Genomic DNA, 14,126 nt, shown 5'->3' on the forward strand with positions numbered 1-14,126 from the left:
CTTAGATCAGAAAATATTGCAGCAAATCGTTGAGAAACAGCTGGCCTTGCGGGGTGGCAACCAGTCTGGCGGGATCGGCTTTCAGCAACCCGCGTTGCTCGGCCTCACGCCGGGCGCTTGCCAGCGAGGCGAGACTTAGACCGGTGCGTTCCTGAAATAACGCAGCGTCCACTCCATCAGTCAGACGCAGCGCGTTCATCAGGAACTCGAACGGCAGCTCTTCCGTGGAGAGGCGCTTGTGTCCGGCCTGGAATGGTTTGTCCGGGTTGAGGTAGTCCTTGGGCAGGCGGGTTTTCCAGGTACGGATGATGCGCCCGTCCGGATGACTGAGCTTGCCGTGAGCGCCGGCGCCGATACCGATAAAATCACCGAACGCCCAATAGTTGAGATTGTGCCGCGCCGCCTTGCCCGGTTGGGCGTAGGCCGACACTTCGTATTGCGCGTAGCCGTTGTCGGCGAGCAGTTGCTGCCCGGTTTCCTGAATGTCCCACAGGATATCGTCTTCAGGCAGCACTGGCGGCTGGTTCCAGAACACCGTGTTGGGCTCCAGGGTCAACTGGTACCAGGACAGGTGCGTCGGCGCGAGGGCGATAGCCTGACGCAGATCATTCAATGCTTCTTCCTGAGACTGATCCGGCAGGCCGTGCATCAGGTCCAGATTGAAATTGTCGAAACCCGCCTGGCGAGCCATATCCGCGGCGCGGATCGCTTCGTCGCCGTTATGAATGCGCCCCAATGCCTTGAGCTTGGCTTCCTGGAAGCTCTGGATGCCAATCGAGAGCCGATTGATGCCTAAGCTGCGGTAGGCGCGGAATTTCTCCTGCTCGAAGGTGCCGGGGTTGGCTTCCAGGGTGATCTCGATGTCGCTGGCGAAGCGGATCCGCTGTTCGACACCGGTCAGTAAACGGCCCAGCGCCTGGGCGCTGAACAGGCTTGGCGTGCCGCCGCCAAAAAAGATCGAGCGCAGCTCGCGGCCATGCACATGAGGCAGGTCCAGATCCAGATCGGCCAGCAACGCGTCGACATATTCCTCTTCCGGCAATATCGGGCTGGCGGTATGCGAGTTGAAGTCGCAATAAGGGCATTTGCGCACGCACCACGGAATGTGGATGTACAGCGACAGCGGCGGCAGCTGCGGCAGCGCGATACCGGGGCTCGCGGACGAGAACCCCGTCTCGCCCGGAAACAGGGGTTGTGCAGGCGTGTCGTGGGTCATTGCAGGCCCAGACGCTGCCGCAGCAGGACCATGGCACGGGCTCGGTGGCTCAGCTGATTCTTTTCCGCGGGACTGAGTTCGGCGCTGGAGCAGTCACGCTCCGGCACCCAGAACAGCGGATCATAGCCAAAACCATGTTCGCCACTGGCAGCATGCAGTATCCGTCCGTGCCACAGGCCTTCGCACAGGATCGGCAAAGGGTCGTCAGCATGGCGCACCAGCGCCAGTACGCATACGAACTGTGCACCGCGTTGCTCGTCTGGCACATCCTTGAGTGCTTCCAGCAGTTTGGCGTTGTTCGCCGCATCCCCCTGGCCATCGGCATAGCGGGCCGAGTAGATGCCTGGCGCGCCGCCGAGAAAATCCACAGCCAGCCCCGAGTCGTCCGCCAGCGCTGGCAGCCCGGACAACCGGGAGGCGTTGCGAGCTTTCAGGATCGCGTTTTCGACGAAAGACAGGCCGGTCTCCTCTGGCTCCACCTGGCTGAATTCGCCTACCGAGCGCAGCTGCACGCTGTCACCGAGCATGGCCTGGAGTTCTTTGAGCTTGCCGCCGTTGTGGCTGGCCAATACTAGTTGGGTAAGGTTCATCATTGGCCTGGGAAGAGTTCCTGATTGAAGCTGAAGCGGTTGGTCTTGCCACCCGCCTGAACGGTGATTTCGAAAATTCGGGTTTCCTGCCGGGTTACCGGGTATTGCGCCAGGAATGACACCGCGCCGTGCTCGGTAACCTGTTTGAAGAGCAGTGCCTCCGGCTCGCCTGTCAGATCCCTGATGGTCCCGCTGACCTGCGCCGGATAGGGCTTTCCGGTCTTGAGCACCGAAACGTTGATCACACCTTGATGCTTGCTGCGGATCAGTTCGACGCCTTTGGCGATCTCCGGCTGCAGAAACGTCGAATTGAAGGTGTTGTAGTAAACGGTCACATCACCAAACACTGCCTGCCGGGTGCTGCTGATGGCGTCGGCGGCAAGGGCCGACGGGCCGAGGCAGGCGGCGAGCAGTAATATTGCCAGGCGGCCCATGTGGGTTCTCCTGATAGACACTGGGTTACACGGCGACCTGATGGTCCGTCAGGCCCGGGCTGCTGACCCGGTAAATGCCGATCTCACCCAACAGATTAGGCCAAAGCTTGCTTGCCCATCCATGCCGATGCTGCTGATCGACGGCGAGTCGGTCGATAACCTGCGCCTGACGCTCACGACACAGCTCTTCGAAATCCTCGAATGTGCAGAAGTGGATGTTGGGCGTGTTGTACCAGGTATACGGCAGGAATTCCGAAACCGGCATACGGCCTTTGCTCGCCAGATACCAGCGGCACCGCCAGTGGCCGAAGTTTGGGAAAGTGATGATGCACTGGCGACCGACGCGCAGCATTTCATCGAGGATCCGGTCGGGGTAGTGCACGGCCTGCAACGCCTGGGTCATGACCACGATGTCAAAGCTGTTGCTGGCAAAGTTGCCCAGGCCCTTGTCCAGGTCCTGCTCGATAACGTTGATGCCTTTGGCCACGCACTCGGCGATATTGTGCGGGTCGTTTTCAAGGCCGTAACCGGTGACTTGCTTGTTGTCACGCAGCCAGGTGAGCAGTTCACCATTACCGCAGCCCAGGTCGAGTACGCGGCTGCCGGCAGGAATCCACTCCTGGATGATTTCAAGATCGGCTCTCATGGCTTTCTCACAACGTAATTCGGTTCATGTAGTTACCGAAAGCCTGCAGGTAGCGCGGTATCGGGATCAGAAAGGCGTCATGGCCCTGAGGTGCGTCGATTTCCAGATAGCAGACGTCCTTGCGCGCGGCCATCAGTGCGTCCACCAGCTCCCGCGAACGGGCAGGCGAGAAGCGCCAGTCGGTGGTGAAAGACATCACGCAGAACTTTGCCGTGGCCGATGCGAAGGTTTTTGCCAGATCGTCGTCGAAATTGGCCGCAGGGTCGAAATAGTCCAGCGCCTTGGTCATCAGCAGATACGTGTTGGCGTCGAAGCGCCCGGAGAATTCTTCGCCCTGATAGCGGAGGTAGCTTTCGACCTGGAATTCCACGCTATGGAAGTCGTAGTTGAGCTTCTCGCTCTTGAGACCGCGGCCGAATTTCTCGCCCATCGAATCATCGGACAGATAGGTGATGTGCCCGACCATGCGCGCCAGCATCAGGCCGCGCTTCGGGATCACACCTTGCTCCTGGAAGGAGCCGCCATGGAATTCCGGATCGGTAAGGATCGCCTGGCGGGCAACTTCGTTGAATGCGATGTTCTGCGCTGACAGCTTGGGCGCCGAGGCGATGGCCAGGCAGTGCCGCACGCGGTCGGGGTAGCTGATGGTCCATTGCAGCGCCTGCATGCCGCCCAGGCTTCCGCCGACGACTGCCGCCCATTGGCTGATGCCCAGCAGATCGGCCAGACGTGCCTGGCTGTTGACCCAGTCCTCGACGGTGAGCACCGGGAAGTTGGCACCGAATGGTTTGCCGGTTTCCGGGTCGATGCTGCTCGGGCCGGTCGAACCGTTGCAACCGCCCAGGTTGTTCAGGCTTACGACAAAGAATCTGTTGGTATCGATCGGCTTGCCGGGGCCGATGCAGCTGTCCCACCAACCCGGTTTGCGGTCGTCGGTGCTGTGATAGCCGGCAGCATGGTGGTGGCCGGACAAGGCATGACAGATCAGCACGGCATTGCTGCGCGCAGCGTTCAGCTGGCCGTAGGTTTCATAGATCAGGTCATAGGCAGGCAACGAGCGGCCGCAGGCCAGGGCGAGTGGCTCGCTGAAATGCGCCAGTTGCGGAGTGACCAGACCGACAGAGTCGTGGGGAAAGACCGTGGGCATTGACCCTGCTCTCATTCAAATGAGGCGTAAGTCTAAAGATCGCATGGGGTAGCGGCAACAGAGGAATCTTCAACAGCGGATACAGAAATGCAGGAGCGAGCTTGCTCGCGATCTGGCGCTCAGCGGCAGCAAGACCCATTCGCCGAATAAGTCTTGCTGCCACAGTGCTGAATATCGGGACACTTCGCGGTCGAGCGGATCGCCAGCCGGTCCGCTCCCACAGCGTGTGATGTCAGATCAACATGCGCAGCACTTGCGGCATGCCGGTCATGGCGGCGAGGTTGTTGATGACCAGCATGTCCAGCAGTTTGAGGACCAGGAAGGCCAGGATCGGTGAGATATCCAGACCGCCCAGGTTCGGCAGGACGCGGCGCAGCGGCGCCAGCAAAGGCTCGCAGATCTGGTTGACCAGCTCTGCGCCAGGGTTGTGGCTGCCGGGTGCAACCCAGGAAAGGATCACGCTGACGATCAGGGCAAAGAAGAAGATCTTCAGGAACAGTGCGGTAACCCCGATGATCGCCCACAGCAGCAGCTGAAGCGGATCGCCGGTCGTGCCGTAGCTGAGCAGCAGCGTCAGGGCCATGAGGATCATCTGCACGATGATCGCCAGCACCAGCGACGACATGTCCAGCCCGAACAGGCTGGGGATGATCCGGCGCAGAGGCTTGAGCAGCGGCTGCGTGGCGCGCACCGCGAACTGACACAGCGGGTTATAGAAGTTGGCGCGTACCAGTTGCAGCACGAAGCGCAACAGGATGATCAGCAGGTACAGGCTGCCGAGGGTTTGCAAGATGTAGATTGCAGCGGTGTTCAGTCCGATCATCGATCTGCTCCGTTAAAGACCTGAAAAATTATTTGCCTGATTGTTCGGCCATTTCGGCCGAGCGATGCCGGGCGGCGTCGAGTGCGGTTTGCACCAGCGTTTCGAAGCCACCCTCTTGAAATGCCTTGATGGCCGCGGCGGTGGTCCCGCCGGGCGAGGTGACACGGCGGCGCAGTTCGCCGGCGTCCACGTCGCTGCCAGTCGCCATCAACGAAGCGCCCAATGCAGTTTGCAGGGTGAGTTTCCTGGCGATGTCTTCCGGCAGGCCCAGCTTCACGCCTGCCGCCGTCATGGCTTCGATCATCAGAAAGAAATACGCCGGGCCGCTGCCAGAAAGAGCAGTCACTGCGTCCATGTGCTGTTCCTGCTCGATCCAGACCGCAATGCCGACCGCCGAGAGCAGATGCTCGGCCTGTTCGCGCTGTTTGTGGTTGACCTTGCCGGTCGCGTAAAGGCCGCTCGCACCCTGACGCAGCAGTGAAGGGGTGTTGGGCATGCAGCGCACGACGGGCTGGTCTCCGAGCCAGCGCGCCAGGCTGTCGCAGGTAATGCCAGCCGCCACCGATACCACCAGCTGCTTGGGCTTGAGACTTGGTTTCAACGCTTCGCAGACGGCTTTCATCATCTGTGGCTTGACTGCCAGAACCACAACATCGGCACCTTCGATGGCTTCGGCGTTGTCGGCGAATACCCGGATGCCATGTTCGGTGGCAATGCGTTCGCGACTTTCAGCACCCGGCGCGCTGGCGCGGATCAGGGCTGCATCCACGCCTTGGGCACGCAGGCCACCGATCAGGCTGGCAGCCATGTTTCCTGCACCGACGAAGGCGATACGAGTCTTGCTCATGAGCTGGGTCCTTGAGTGGGAGGGTTAGGGCTGGCCGTAGTTGCGAGCGCCAAAAAGCGCAGTGCCGATCCGGACCCAGGTCGCGCCCTGGGCGATCGCGGCTTCCAGATCGTGGCTCATGCCCATGGACAGCGTGTCGAGTGGCAGATTCAGGTTGTCCCGTAGCGTGCGCACGGCGGCGAATGCAGCAGCCTGTGCGTTGACGTCTTCCGTGGGCTCGGGAATCGCCATCAGGCCGCGCAACTTCAGTCGTGGCAGCTCGCTGATGGCGGCCGCCAAAGCGGACAGATCTTCCGGCGTACAGCCCGATTTGCTGGCTTCCCCGCTGACGTTGACCTGAATACAGATATTGAGCGGTTCAAGACCTTCGGGGCGCTGCTCGGACAGGCGTTGTGCGATTTTCAGGCGATCCACGGAATGCACCCAGGCGAAGTTTTCGGCGATAGGGCGCGTCTTGTTCGACTGAATGGGGCCGATGAAATGCCAGCACAAGGGCAGGTCGGTCAATTCGGCCTGTTTGCCCAGCGCTTCCTGCAAGTAGTTTTCGCCAAAGTCGCGCAGGCCAGCCGCGTAAGCTTCGCGTATCGCGTCAGCCGGCTTGGTTTTGCTTACGGCCAGCAGGCCAATGGCGGCGGGATCGCGTTGCGCTGCGCGCGCCGCCGACAGAATTCGGGATTCGAGCGTTGATATGTTCGCTGCTATCGTGGACATTTAGGTCTGCCGGCAGGGCTGAAGTCTGCGGCATTCTATGTGATTGAGGAGCTGTATGGATATTACCGAGCTGCTGGCGTTCAGTGCCAAACAGGGCGCGTCGGACTTGCACCTCTCCGCAGGCCTGCCGCCGATGATCCGGGTTGATGGCGATGTGCGGCGAATCAACCTGCCGCCGCTGGATGCCAAGGAAGTAAAGGCGCTGATCTACGACATCATGAACGACAAGCAACGTCAGGATTTCGAGGAACATCTTGAAACTGATTTTTCGTTCGAGGTTCCGGGTGTCGCGCGTTTCCGGGTCAATGCATTCAACCAGAATCGCGGTGCCGGCGCGGTATTCCGGACCATTCCGTCGAAGATCCTGAGCATGGAAGACCTCGGCATGGGGAGCGTCTTCCGCAAGATCACCGACGTGCCGCGCGGCCTGATACTGGTGACCGGGCCGACCGGCTCAGGGAAATCGACCACGCTGGCGGCGATGATCGATTACCTCAACTGCAACAAGCATCACCATATCCTGACCATTGAAGATCCCATCGAATTCGTTCACGAGTCCAAAAAGTGTCTGGTCAATCAGCGTGAGGTCCATCGCGATACCCATGGCTTCGCCGAAGCATTGCGCTCGGCACTGCGCGAGGACCCGGATGTGATTCTGGTCGGCGAGCTGCGCGATCTTGAAACCATCCGGCTGGCGCTGACCGCCGCAGAGACCGGCCACCTGGTGTTCGGCACCTTGCACACCACCTCGGCGGCCAAGACCATTGACCGGGTCGTGGATGTGTTTCCTGCGCAGGAAAAATCCATGATTCGTTCGATGCTGTCCGAATCGCTCCACGCGGTAGTGTCGCAGTCGTTGCTCAAGAAAGTGGGCGGCGGCCGGGTCGCGGCCCACGAAATCATGATGGGCACGCCGGCTATCCGTAACCTGATTCGCGAAGACAAGGTCGCGCAGATGTATTCGGCCATTCAGACGGGAGGCTCGACAGGCATGCAGACGCTGGATATGTGTCTGGCCGATCTGGTGAAGAAAGGCCTGATCAGCCGCGAAAGCGCGCGTGAGAAAGCCAAGGTGCCGGACAACTTCTGAAGTTGATCTGACACTGACCCGGTGGGCGCGCGCCAGCCCGCGCCCTTGAACGAAAAGGCCTGCCAGGCGGCAGGCCTTTTAGCTCACACGGTACGGTCAGCGCTGTACGACGCGGATCTCGTTGCTCTGTTTTGGCAAGACGCGTTTGGCAACCTTGTAATGGCTGTTCCAGTACGGCTTCTTCAGCGTGTCGACAGACACCTTCTTGCCACGACGCGGTGCGTGGACAAAACGATCATTGCCCAGATAAATCGCAACGTGGTTGATCCTGCGACTCTTGATGTTAAAGAACAACAGATCGCCCGGCTTCAGGTCCTTGCGATCGACCTTCTGGCCCTGAGCCTGCGCCATGGCGCTGGACGTGCGCGGCAGGTCCAGTTCACCTACATCGGTGAACGCGTACTTGACCAGCCCGCTGCAGTCCAGGCCCTTGCCCGGCGTGGTGCCGCCCCAGCGATACGGCGTACCAACCGCTTGCAACGCACGCTTGACGACGGCATTGCCCTGCTTGGCATTGGTCAGGGCCGCGGCCTTGGCGCTGGCGGGCTTGACGGAATTCTTGCGCGAGAACGGCATCTGAGCATCGCGATCGGTGTTGATCTGCAATGGTAGAGTCGCCATGTTCACGGGCGTGATACGGTTCGCGACAGCCGGAGCGAAATGACCTTTCGCGGTAAAGCCGGTGAAGCTCGCAGGTAGTTGTTGCTCACGATTGGTGGCGTGGGCGGCCAGTGGCATCAACAGGCAAATGGTTAGCCATGTCTTGAAAAAAGGACGCATTGGATAAGCTCATGGTGATCAGCGCGCAACTTTATAACAGCTTTTTTGACGATCCCGACCCCATTTGTCGATTCCGTCACACTCGCACCATTGCATTTTATGCGACAGACTCTTTCTTTTTCCGATGTAATCCTTTTGGGAACAAGGGTTTGAGGCACCGGGCCGCGCCTGGATGCCGTACGTCGGAAGAGTTCAATGAAGTCACACGATCTTCATCTATTTTTTTCTATCGAGTGAATGAGGCAGCACATGAGCGACTATCGATCTGATACCCACAGCAAGGTGCTGGGGTATCTGTTGTGGATCTTCGGATTTCTGGGTGCGCACCGTTTCTATTACGGCAAGCCAGTGACAGGGACGATCTGGTTCTTCACCTTCGGCCTGTTCGGGATTGGCTGGCTGATCGACTTGTTCCTGATTCCGAGCATGGATCGTCAGGCGGATCTGCGGTTTACCCAGGGGTCAACCGACTACAGCGTGGCGTGGGTCCTGCTGACCTTTCTCGGTCTGTTCGGCCTGCATCGCATGTATCAAGGCAAATGGATCACCGGGATCATTTACCTGCTTACGGGCGGCTTGTTCCTGGTAGGCGTGCTGTACGACTTCTGGACCCTGAACGACCAGATTTCCATGAAGAACGCACAGCGCGGGTGAGAGCCGGCAGTGCTATCGCCAGCAAGCTGCCTCCCACGAAGCTTGCGGTAACTTTGAATTGTGGGAGGGAGCTAGCTCGCGACTTCGATTTGCGTGCCCCCGCAGTACTGAATGACACAGTGCTGTGGCCAGCAAGCTGCCTTCCACAAAACAGCGAGGCAGTTGCTGGCTTTTACAAGTGCCGCGCTGCGGCGATCAGGCGCTGTGGCAGATCCTTCCATCCACCAACGTGTAGCGGACTGCGCCCGGCAGGCAATGGCCCATGAACGGGCAGTTGTCGCCCTTGGACAACCAGTCCTCACCGGCTACGGTCGATGCTGCGGGATCGAACAGCACCAGATCGGCCGCCGAGCCAGCAGCCAGCTGACCTGCCGGCAGGCGCAGGGCAGCAGCGGGGCCTGTGCTCAGACGAGCGATCAGGGTCGGAAGATCCAGCAAGCCGTCTTCGACCAGGGTCATCGCCAGCGGCAACAGCAGCTCCACGCTGCTGATGCCAGGTTCGGTCGCGCCGAACGGCGCCAGCTTGGCATCGCGCTCGTGTGGCTGGTGGTGGCTGGATATCGCCTGAATCACCCCGGACTTCACTGCTTCGCGCAGGCCATCGCGGTCTGCGCGAGTGCGCAGTGGCGGCTGCACGTGATAGAGGCTGGAGAAATCGATCAACGCCTCATCGGTCAGGATCAGCTGATACAACGCTACATCAGCCGTCACCGGCAGACCGCGCGCTTGCGCCTGGGCAATAAGCGCCGCGCCGCGAGCGCTGGTCAACTGGCTGAAGTGCGCACGCACGCCGCTCTGTTCCACGAGCAGCAGGTCACGGGCAAGTGCCACGGTTTCAGCGGTTTCCGGGATGCCGGCCAGGCCCAGGAAGCTGGCCGTTGGGCCTTCATGCGCCAGACCGCCTTCAGCCAGATCGCGGTCCTGGGAATTGAAGATCACGGTCAAATCGAAGGTCGCCGCGTATTCCAGCGCCCGACATAACGTGCGGCTATTGCTGAAACTGCTCAAGCCGTTGCCGAATGCCACGCAGCCCGCGTCGCGCAAGGCTACGAGCTCAGCCAGTTGCTCGCCCTCCAGCCCTTTGCTCAAGGCGCCGATCGGGAACACCTTGCTGTTGCCGGCTTCACGGGCGCGGTCAAGGATCAGCTCGGCGACAGCCGACGTGTCGAGAACCGGCCTGGTGCGCGGTGGGCAGCACAGGCTGGTGACACCGCCTGCGACTGCGGCACGGGTTTCGCTGGCAATGGTGCCTTTGCGGCTATAGCCCGGCTCGCGCAACGATACGTTGAGGTCGACCAGGCCGGGCGCGGCCACCAGGCCGTGTGCGTCGATGGTCTGAGTTGCTTCGAACCCGGCCGGAGCAGCGCCGATTGCGACGATCTTGCACGCTTCTATGTGCAGGTCGGTGACCTTGTCCAGGCCGCTGTTGGGGTCAATGACGCGAGCGCCGAGAATGCTGAGCTTCACAGGGCGTTCTCCTGCTGGAACTGACGTTGTGCGGTCTGGCCGCTCATGGCCATGGACAGAACCGCCATGCGCACGGCGATCCCGTAGGTGACTTGATTGAGAATGACCGAATGCGGACCGTCGGCTACTGCCGACTCGATCTCCACGCCGCGATTGATCGGGCCGGGGTGCATGACGATAGCGTCAGGCTTGGCACCCGCCAGCCGCGCGGTGGTCAGGCCGAACAGCCGGTAGAACTCGCCTTCGCTGGGCAGCAGTCCTCCAGTCATGCGCTCGCGTTGCAGGCGCAGCATGATGACCACGTCCACATCCTTCAGGCCTTCGGCCATGTCGGTGTAAACCTTGACTCCGTACTGCTCGATGCCGATCGGCAGCAGGGTTTTCGGCCCGATGACCCGGATGTCCGGACAGCCCAGCGTCTTGAGCGCCAGCATGTTGGAGCGCGCCACCCGTGAATGCAGGATATCGCCCACGATGGCGACCGACAGGTTCTCGAAGCCGCCCTTGTGACGACGAATCGTCAGCATGTCCAGCATGCCCTGGGTCGGATGCGCATGGCGGCCGTCGCCGCCGTTGATGATCGCCACCTCCGGCGAGACGTGTTCGGCAATGAAATGCGCCGCGCCGGAGTCGGCGTGACGCACCACGAACATGTCCGCCGCCATCGCCTCAAGGTTGCGCAGCGTGTCGAACAGCGTCTCGCCCTTGCTGGTCGATGACGTCGAAACGTTCAGCGTGATCACGTCCGCCGAAAGCCGCTGGGCCGCCAGTTCGAATGTGGTGCGGGTGCGGGTCGAGTTCTCGAAGAACACGTTGCACACCGTCTTGCCGCGCAGCAGCGGGACTTTTTTCACCGCTCGGGCACCGACCTCCAGAAAGGAGTCGGCAGTATCGAGGATCTCGGTGAGCAGCTCGCGGGGCAAGCCGTCCAGAGACAGGAAATGGCGCAGCTGACCCTGATGGTTCAACTGCAACGGGCGCTTGGCGTCGAGAGGCGTCATCGCAAAGGACTCTTATAAGGCGGTGGCGGTGGAGAGGTCTTGTATTTCCAGAGCCAGCGGCGCGGGGCCGCTGAGCTTGACGCGTTCTTCAGGGGCCAGCGACAGCGTCGCACCGACCACGTCGGGACGGATCGGCAGCTCACCGGCGTTCAGGTCGAGCAGGCACACCAGCGTGACGCTGGCTGGGCGGCCGTAATCGAACAGCTCGTTCATGGCGGCGCGAATGGTCCGGCCGCTCATCAGCACGTCGTCGATCAGCACCAGATGCTGGCCTTCGATTTCGAACGGCAGCTCGGAAGGACGCACCTGTGGGTGCAGGCCGTTCTGGCTGAAATCGTCACGGTAAAAGGATACGTCGAGGGTGCCTAGAGACGCTTCGCTGCCCAGGGTTTCGAGCAACGCCTGAGCGACCCAGACGCCGCCTGTGCGGATGCCGATGAAGCGAGGGTCGCTGATGCCGCGATGGCTGAGGTGAGCGTTCAGGTCAGAGGCCATCTGACGAATCAGTTCGGCGGGGTTGGGCAGACTCATGATTGCTCCTTTGAGGCCCGAGCGGCATCTGTTGGCGCTGCTCAGGCGGAAACTTGGAAATCCGGGTATCTCAGTGGTGGCAGGCGGCAGGCGTCACGCACCCAACAAGTCGGTGTTCGCCTCAAGCCAGCCTTGCAGCAGCAGTGCGGCGGCGATGGCATCCACCGGGTTGTCACGGTAACTGCCGCGCTGGCCGCCGCGCGCCATGCGCTCGCCCTTGGCCTCGAATGTGGTCAGGCGTTCATCATGGGTATAGACCGGGATGTTGAAGCGGCCATTGAGCTTGCGGGAAAATTTCTCCGCGCGGGCGCTCATCTCGCTGGGCGTACCGTCCATGTTCAGCGGCAGGCCAACCACGATGGCGTCGGGTTTCCACTCGGTGATCAGGGCCTGGACCTTGTCCCAGTCCGGAACGCCGTTCTGCGCCTTGAGTGTGCAGAGCTCGCGGGCCTGACCCGTGATGGCCTGGCCGACCGCTACGCCGATCTGTTTGGTGCCGTAGTCGAAACCCAGAAGCAGACGCAATGCAGCCATCAGGCGTGGCCCGCCTGAGTCGAAAGCAGGTTCAGGTTGATCCCCAGACGTGCCGCCGCCGCATCGAGCCGCATGTCGCTGTCCACGTCGAACAGAATGGCCGGGTCGAACGGGCAAGTCAGCCATGCATTGGCCGCCATTTCGGCATCCAGCTGGCCTGCGTCCCACCCGGCATAACCCAGCGTGATCACGCTCTGGTCAGGGCCGTAGCCATCGGCGATCGAAAACAGCACGTCCTGAGAAGTGGAGAGCGAGATGCCGCCAAGGTCCACGGTCGCTTGGAATACCTGGCCGCTGGGGTGCAGGACAAAGCCCCGGTCAGTCTGCACCGGCCCGCCGAAATGGATCGGGATGTGCTGGCAACGAGTCGGCGCCGGTAGCTCCGGTCGCAGTTGTTCAAGGACATCAGCCAGCGTCAGGCTTTGCGGGCGGTTGATCACCAGCCCCATGGCGCCATTGGCGTTGTGCTCGACAACATAGGTCAAGGTCTGGGCGAAGTTCTCGTCGTGCATATGCGGCATCGCGATCAAGAACTGATGCTTGAGATAACTCGGGGAGACTTTTTTCATGAGTCCTAGTGTGGCGCTGCGCAGCAGACCTGACAACTGCCAGATGCGCAGGCGTACCGGTTTCCGTCGGCCGATCAGTTGCTCGACAGTTTGTCGCCGCGGGCAAACTTCCAGGTGCGGATGATTTCCAGGCGGTCGATGTCGGCAAGATCGCCGGTGAACGGTGCAAATGGCGCAGCCAGACGCACTATTCGCTGCGCCGCCTGATCCAGCAGCGGCTGCCCCGACGATTCCAGAACCAGCACTTCGTAAAGCGAACCGTCACGGTTGATCGACACCAACAGGCGCAGGTTGCCGTAGATATGTTTGCGTCGTGCTTCTTCCGGGTAGTTCAGGTTGCCGACCCGCTCGACCTTCTTGCGCCAGTCGTCCTTGTACCAGGCACCCTTGTCGCGCATGGTCGAGGCGGCATTCAGGCGATGGATCTTCGGGCGTTTGGCGTACAGCTGCTGTTCGGCCGACAGCTCCGCCTCAAGGCTGGCGATCTCGTTGCTGAGTTCGGCGCTGTCGAAAGTCGGTGTCTGCCGCGCTGCCGGCTCCGGTTTGACTTCTTCACGCTTGGCGACGGTCTTGTTCGGGCTTGGTGCGACGGTCGCCACGGCAGTTTTCGGGGCCTGCTGTTTCACTACCGGCTTGCTGGCCGGAGGCGGCGTGACCTTGTTGACTTTGGTGTCCTGGTACGGCGCGATTTCAGTGGTCTTGAGCGTCTCGGCCTTGTCCAGCGTGCCGCTGCCTTGCTGATCTTCCTGAGCCAGAAAGTCGGCCTGTTTGGGCTTTTCGGTGCTCTTGAACGTGGCGAGGGTGATCTCAAGGGTTTGAGACACCTGCTCGGGTTTGACGTAAGTGAAACCGACGCCAAGGATCACCGCCAGATGGATCAGCGCCGCGATCATCATGGTGAAACCCAGACGATCCACCGGACGTACGCCCGTTTGGGAAAGCTCGAAGGGTAAGTCGTTTCTGGCCATCGACGTCATCAGCGGTTCAGCATCTCTAAAGCCTGCCTGTCAAAATCCGGGTTGCCTGCTACAGGTCGCGCATCATAACGCACAGTGGGCCATGCGCCGCTCGCGTATCGGATGAAGG

General features: G+C 60.9%; 17 protein-coding genes. 2 read left to right on the forward strand and 15 right to left on the reverse strand.

Translation table 11 applies throughout. The features are described 5' to 3' along the window. Position 1 precedes the first annotated feature (1 nt). The 8 genes from hemW to J3P77_RS01555 form a co-directional block, all read right to left on the reverse strand. The gene (gene hemW, locus J3P77_RS01520) at positions 2-1,216 is read right to left on the reverse strand and encodes a radical SAM family heme chaperone HemW (protein WP_434679148.1); all 1,215 of its coding nucleotides are present in this window, start codon (positions 1,214-1,216) and stop codon (positions 2-4) included. Then, positions 1,213-1,809, reverse strand: a complete 597-nt coding sequence (gene rdgB, locus J3P77_RS01525) for an RdgB/HAM1 family non-canonical purine NTP pyrophosphatase (RefSeq protein ID WP_434679149.1) — start codon at positions 1,807-1,809, stop codon at positions 1,213-1,215. Before rdgB ends, hemW begins: the two co-directional genes overlap by 4 nt. Beyond that, on the reverse strand, positions 1,806-2,240 hold the full coding sequence (locus J3P77_RS01530) for a DUF4426 domain-containing protein (RefSeq protein WP_434679150.1): 435 nt from the start codon (positions 2,238-2,240) through the stop codon (positions 1,806-1,808). The genes rdgB and J3P77_RS01530 overlap by 4 nt, the downstream gene beginning before the upstream one ends. 25 nt (positions 2,241-2,265) lie before the next feature. Beyond that, the gene (metW, locus tag J3P77_RS01535; RefSeq protein WP_434679151.1) at positions 2,266-2,886 is read right to left on the reverse strand and encodes a methionine biosynthesis protein MetW; all 621 of its coding nucleotides are present in this window, start codon (positions 2,884-2,886) and stop codon (positions 2,266-2,268) included. A gap of 7 nt (positions 2,887-2,893) precedes the next feature. After that, positions 2,894-4,033, reverse strand: coding sequence for a homoserine O-succinyltransferase MetX (gene metX, locus J3P77_RS01540; RefSeq protein WP_434679152.1), 1,140 nt, complete (start codon positions 4,031-4,033; stop codon positions 2,894-2,896). Between the two features lie 232 nt (positions 4,034-4,265). Next, positions 4,266-4,856: a YggT family protein gene (locus tag J3P77_RS01545; RefSeq protein ID WP_434679153.1), complete on the reverse strand. Its 591-nt coding sequence runs from the start codon at positions 4,854-4,856 to the stop codon at positions 4,266-4,268. Between the two features lie 28 nt (positions 4,857-4,884). Then, positions 4,885-5,703, reverse strand: coding sequence for a pyrroline-5-carboxylate reductase (gene proC, locus J3P77_RS01550; RefSeq protein WP_434679155.1), 819 nt, complete (start codon positions 5,701-5,703; stop codon positions 4,885-4,887). 24 nt (positions 5,704-5,727) lie between these two features. Then, on the reverse strand, positions 5,728-6,414 hold the full coding sequence (locus tag J3P77_RS01555) for a YggS family pyridoxal phosphate-dependent enzyme (protein ID WP_434679156.1): 687 nt from the start codon (positions 6,412-6,414) through the stop codon (positions 5,728-5,730). 55 nt (positions 6,415-6,469) lie between these two features. On the opposite strand from J3P77_RS01555, the gene J3P77_RS01560 reads away from it, so the two are divergent. Continuing rightward, entirely contained in the window at positions 6,470-7,504 is a 1,035-nt protein-coding gene (locus J3P77_RS01560) for a type IV pilus twitching motility protein PilT (protein ID WP_434679157.1), read from the forward strand. 96 nt (positions 7,505-7,600) lie between these two features. Here the strand turns inward: J3P77_RS01560 and J3P77_RS01565 are convergent, their stop codons facing one another. Next, a complete protein-coding gene (locus tag J3P77_RS01565; RefSeq protein WP_434679158.1) occupies positions 7,601-8,284 on the reverse strand; it encodes a C40 family peptidase in 684 nt (227 codons plus the stop codon). A gap of 249 nt (positions 8,285-8,533) precedes the next feature. On the opposite strand from J3P77_RS01565, the gene J3P77_RS01570 reads away from it, so the two are divergent. Beyond that, positions 8,534-8,938 (forward strand): NINE protein, encoded by a 405-nt coding sequence (locus tag J3P77_RS01570; RefSeq protein WP_434679159.1) that lies wholly within the window; start codon positions 8,534-8,536, stop codon positions 8,936-8,938. Positions 8,939-9,133: 195 nt separating this feature from the next. Here the strand turns inward: J3P77_RS01570 and J3P77_RS01575 are convergent, their stop codons facing one another. The 6 genes from J3P77_RS01575 to J3P77_RS01600 all read right to left on the reverse strand — a co-directional run bounded on the left by J3P77_RS01575 (position 9,134) and on the right by J3P77_RS01600 (position 14,017). Beyond that, positions 9,134-10,405 (reverse strand): dihydroorotase, encoded by a 1,272-nt coding sequence (locus J3P77_RS01575; protein ID WP_434679161.1) that lies wholly within the window; start codon positions 10,403-10,405, stop codon positions 9,134-9,136. Continuing rightward, positions 10,402-11,406 carry an aspartate carbamoyltransferase catalytic subunit gene (locus J3P77_RS01580; protein ID WP_434679163.1) on the reverse strand — a complete coding sequence of 335 codons (1,005 nt, stop codon included), beginning with the start codon at positions 11,404-11,406 and terminating at the stop codon, positions 10,402-10,404. Before J3P77_RS01580 ends, J3P77_RS01575 begins: the two co-directional genes overlap by 4 nt. Positions 11,407-11,418: 12 nt before the next feature. Next, on the reverse strand, positions 11,419-11,937 hold the full coding sequence (gene pyrR / locus J3P77_RS01585; RefSeq protein ID WP_434679164.1) for a bifunctional pyr operon transcriptional regulator/uracil phosphoribosyltransferase PyrR: 519 nt from the start codon (positions 11,935-11,937) through the stop codon (positions 11,419-11,421). Between the two features lie 93 nt (positions 11,938-12,030). Beyond that, positions 12,031-12,471, reverse strand: coding sequence for a Holliday junction resolvase RuvX (gene ruvX / locus J3P77_RS01590; RefSeq protein WP_434679165.1), 441 nt, complete (start codon positions 12,469-12,471; stop codon positions 12,031-12,033). After that, positions 12,471-13,040 (reverse strand): YqgE/AlgH family protein, encoded by a 570-nt coding sequence (locus J3P77_RS01595; RefSeq protein ID WP_434679166.1) that lies wholly within the window; start codon positions 13,038-13,040, stop codon positions 12,471-12,473. The genes ruvX and J3P77_RS01595 overlap by 1 nt, the downstream gene beginning before the upstream one ends. A gap of 74 nt (positions 13,041-13,114) precedes the next feature. Continuing rightward, complete coding sequence (locus J3P77_RS01600) at positions 13,115-14,017, reverse strand: energy transducer TonB (protein ID WP_434679168.1); 903 nt, start codon at positions 14,015-14,017, stop codon at positions 13,115-13,117. Positions 14,018-14,126: the final 109 nt, after the last annotated feature.

The organism is Pseudomonas sp. R1-18, assembly GCF_051132095.1.
Lineage (GTDB): Bacteria > Pseudomonadota > Gammaproteobacteria > Pseudomonadales > Pseudomonadaceae > Aquipseudomonas.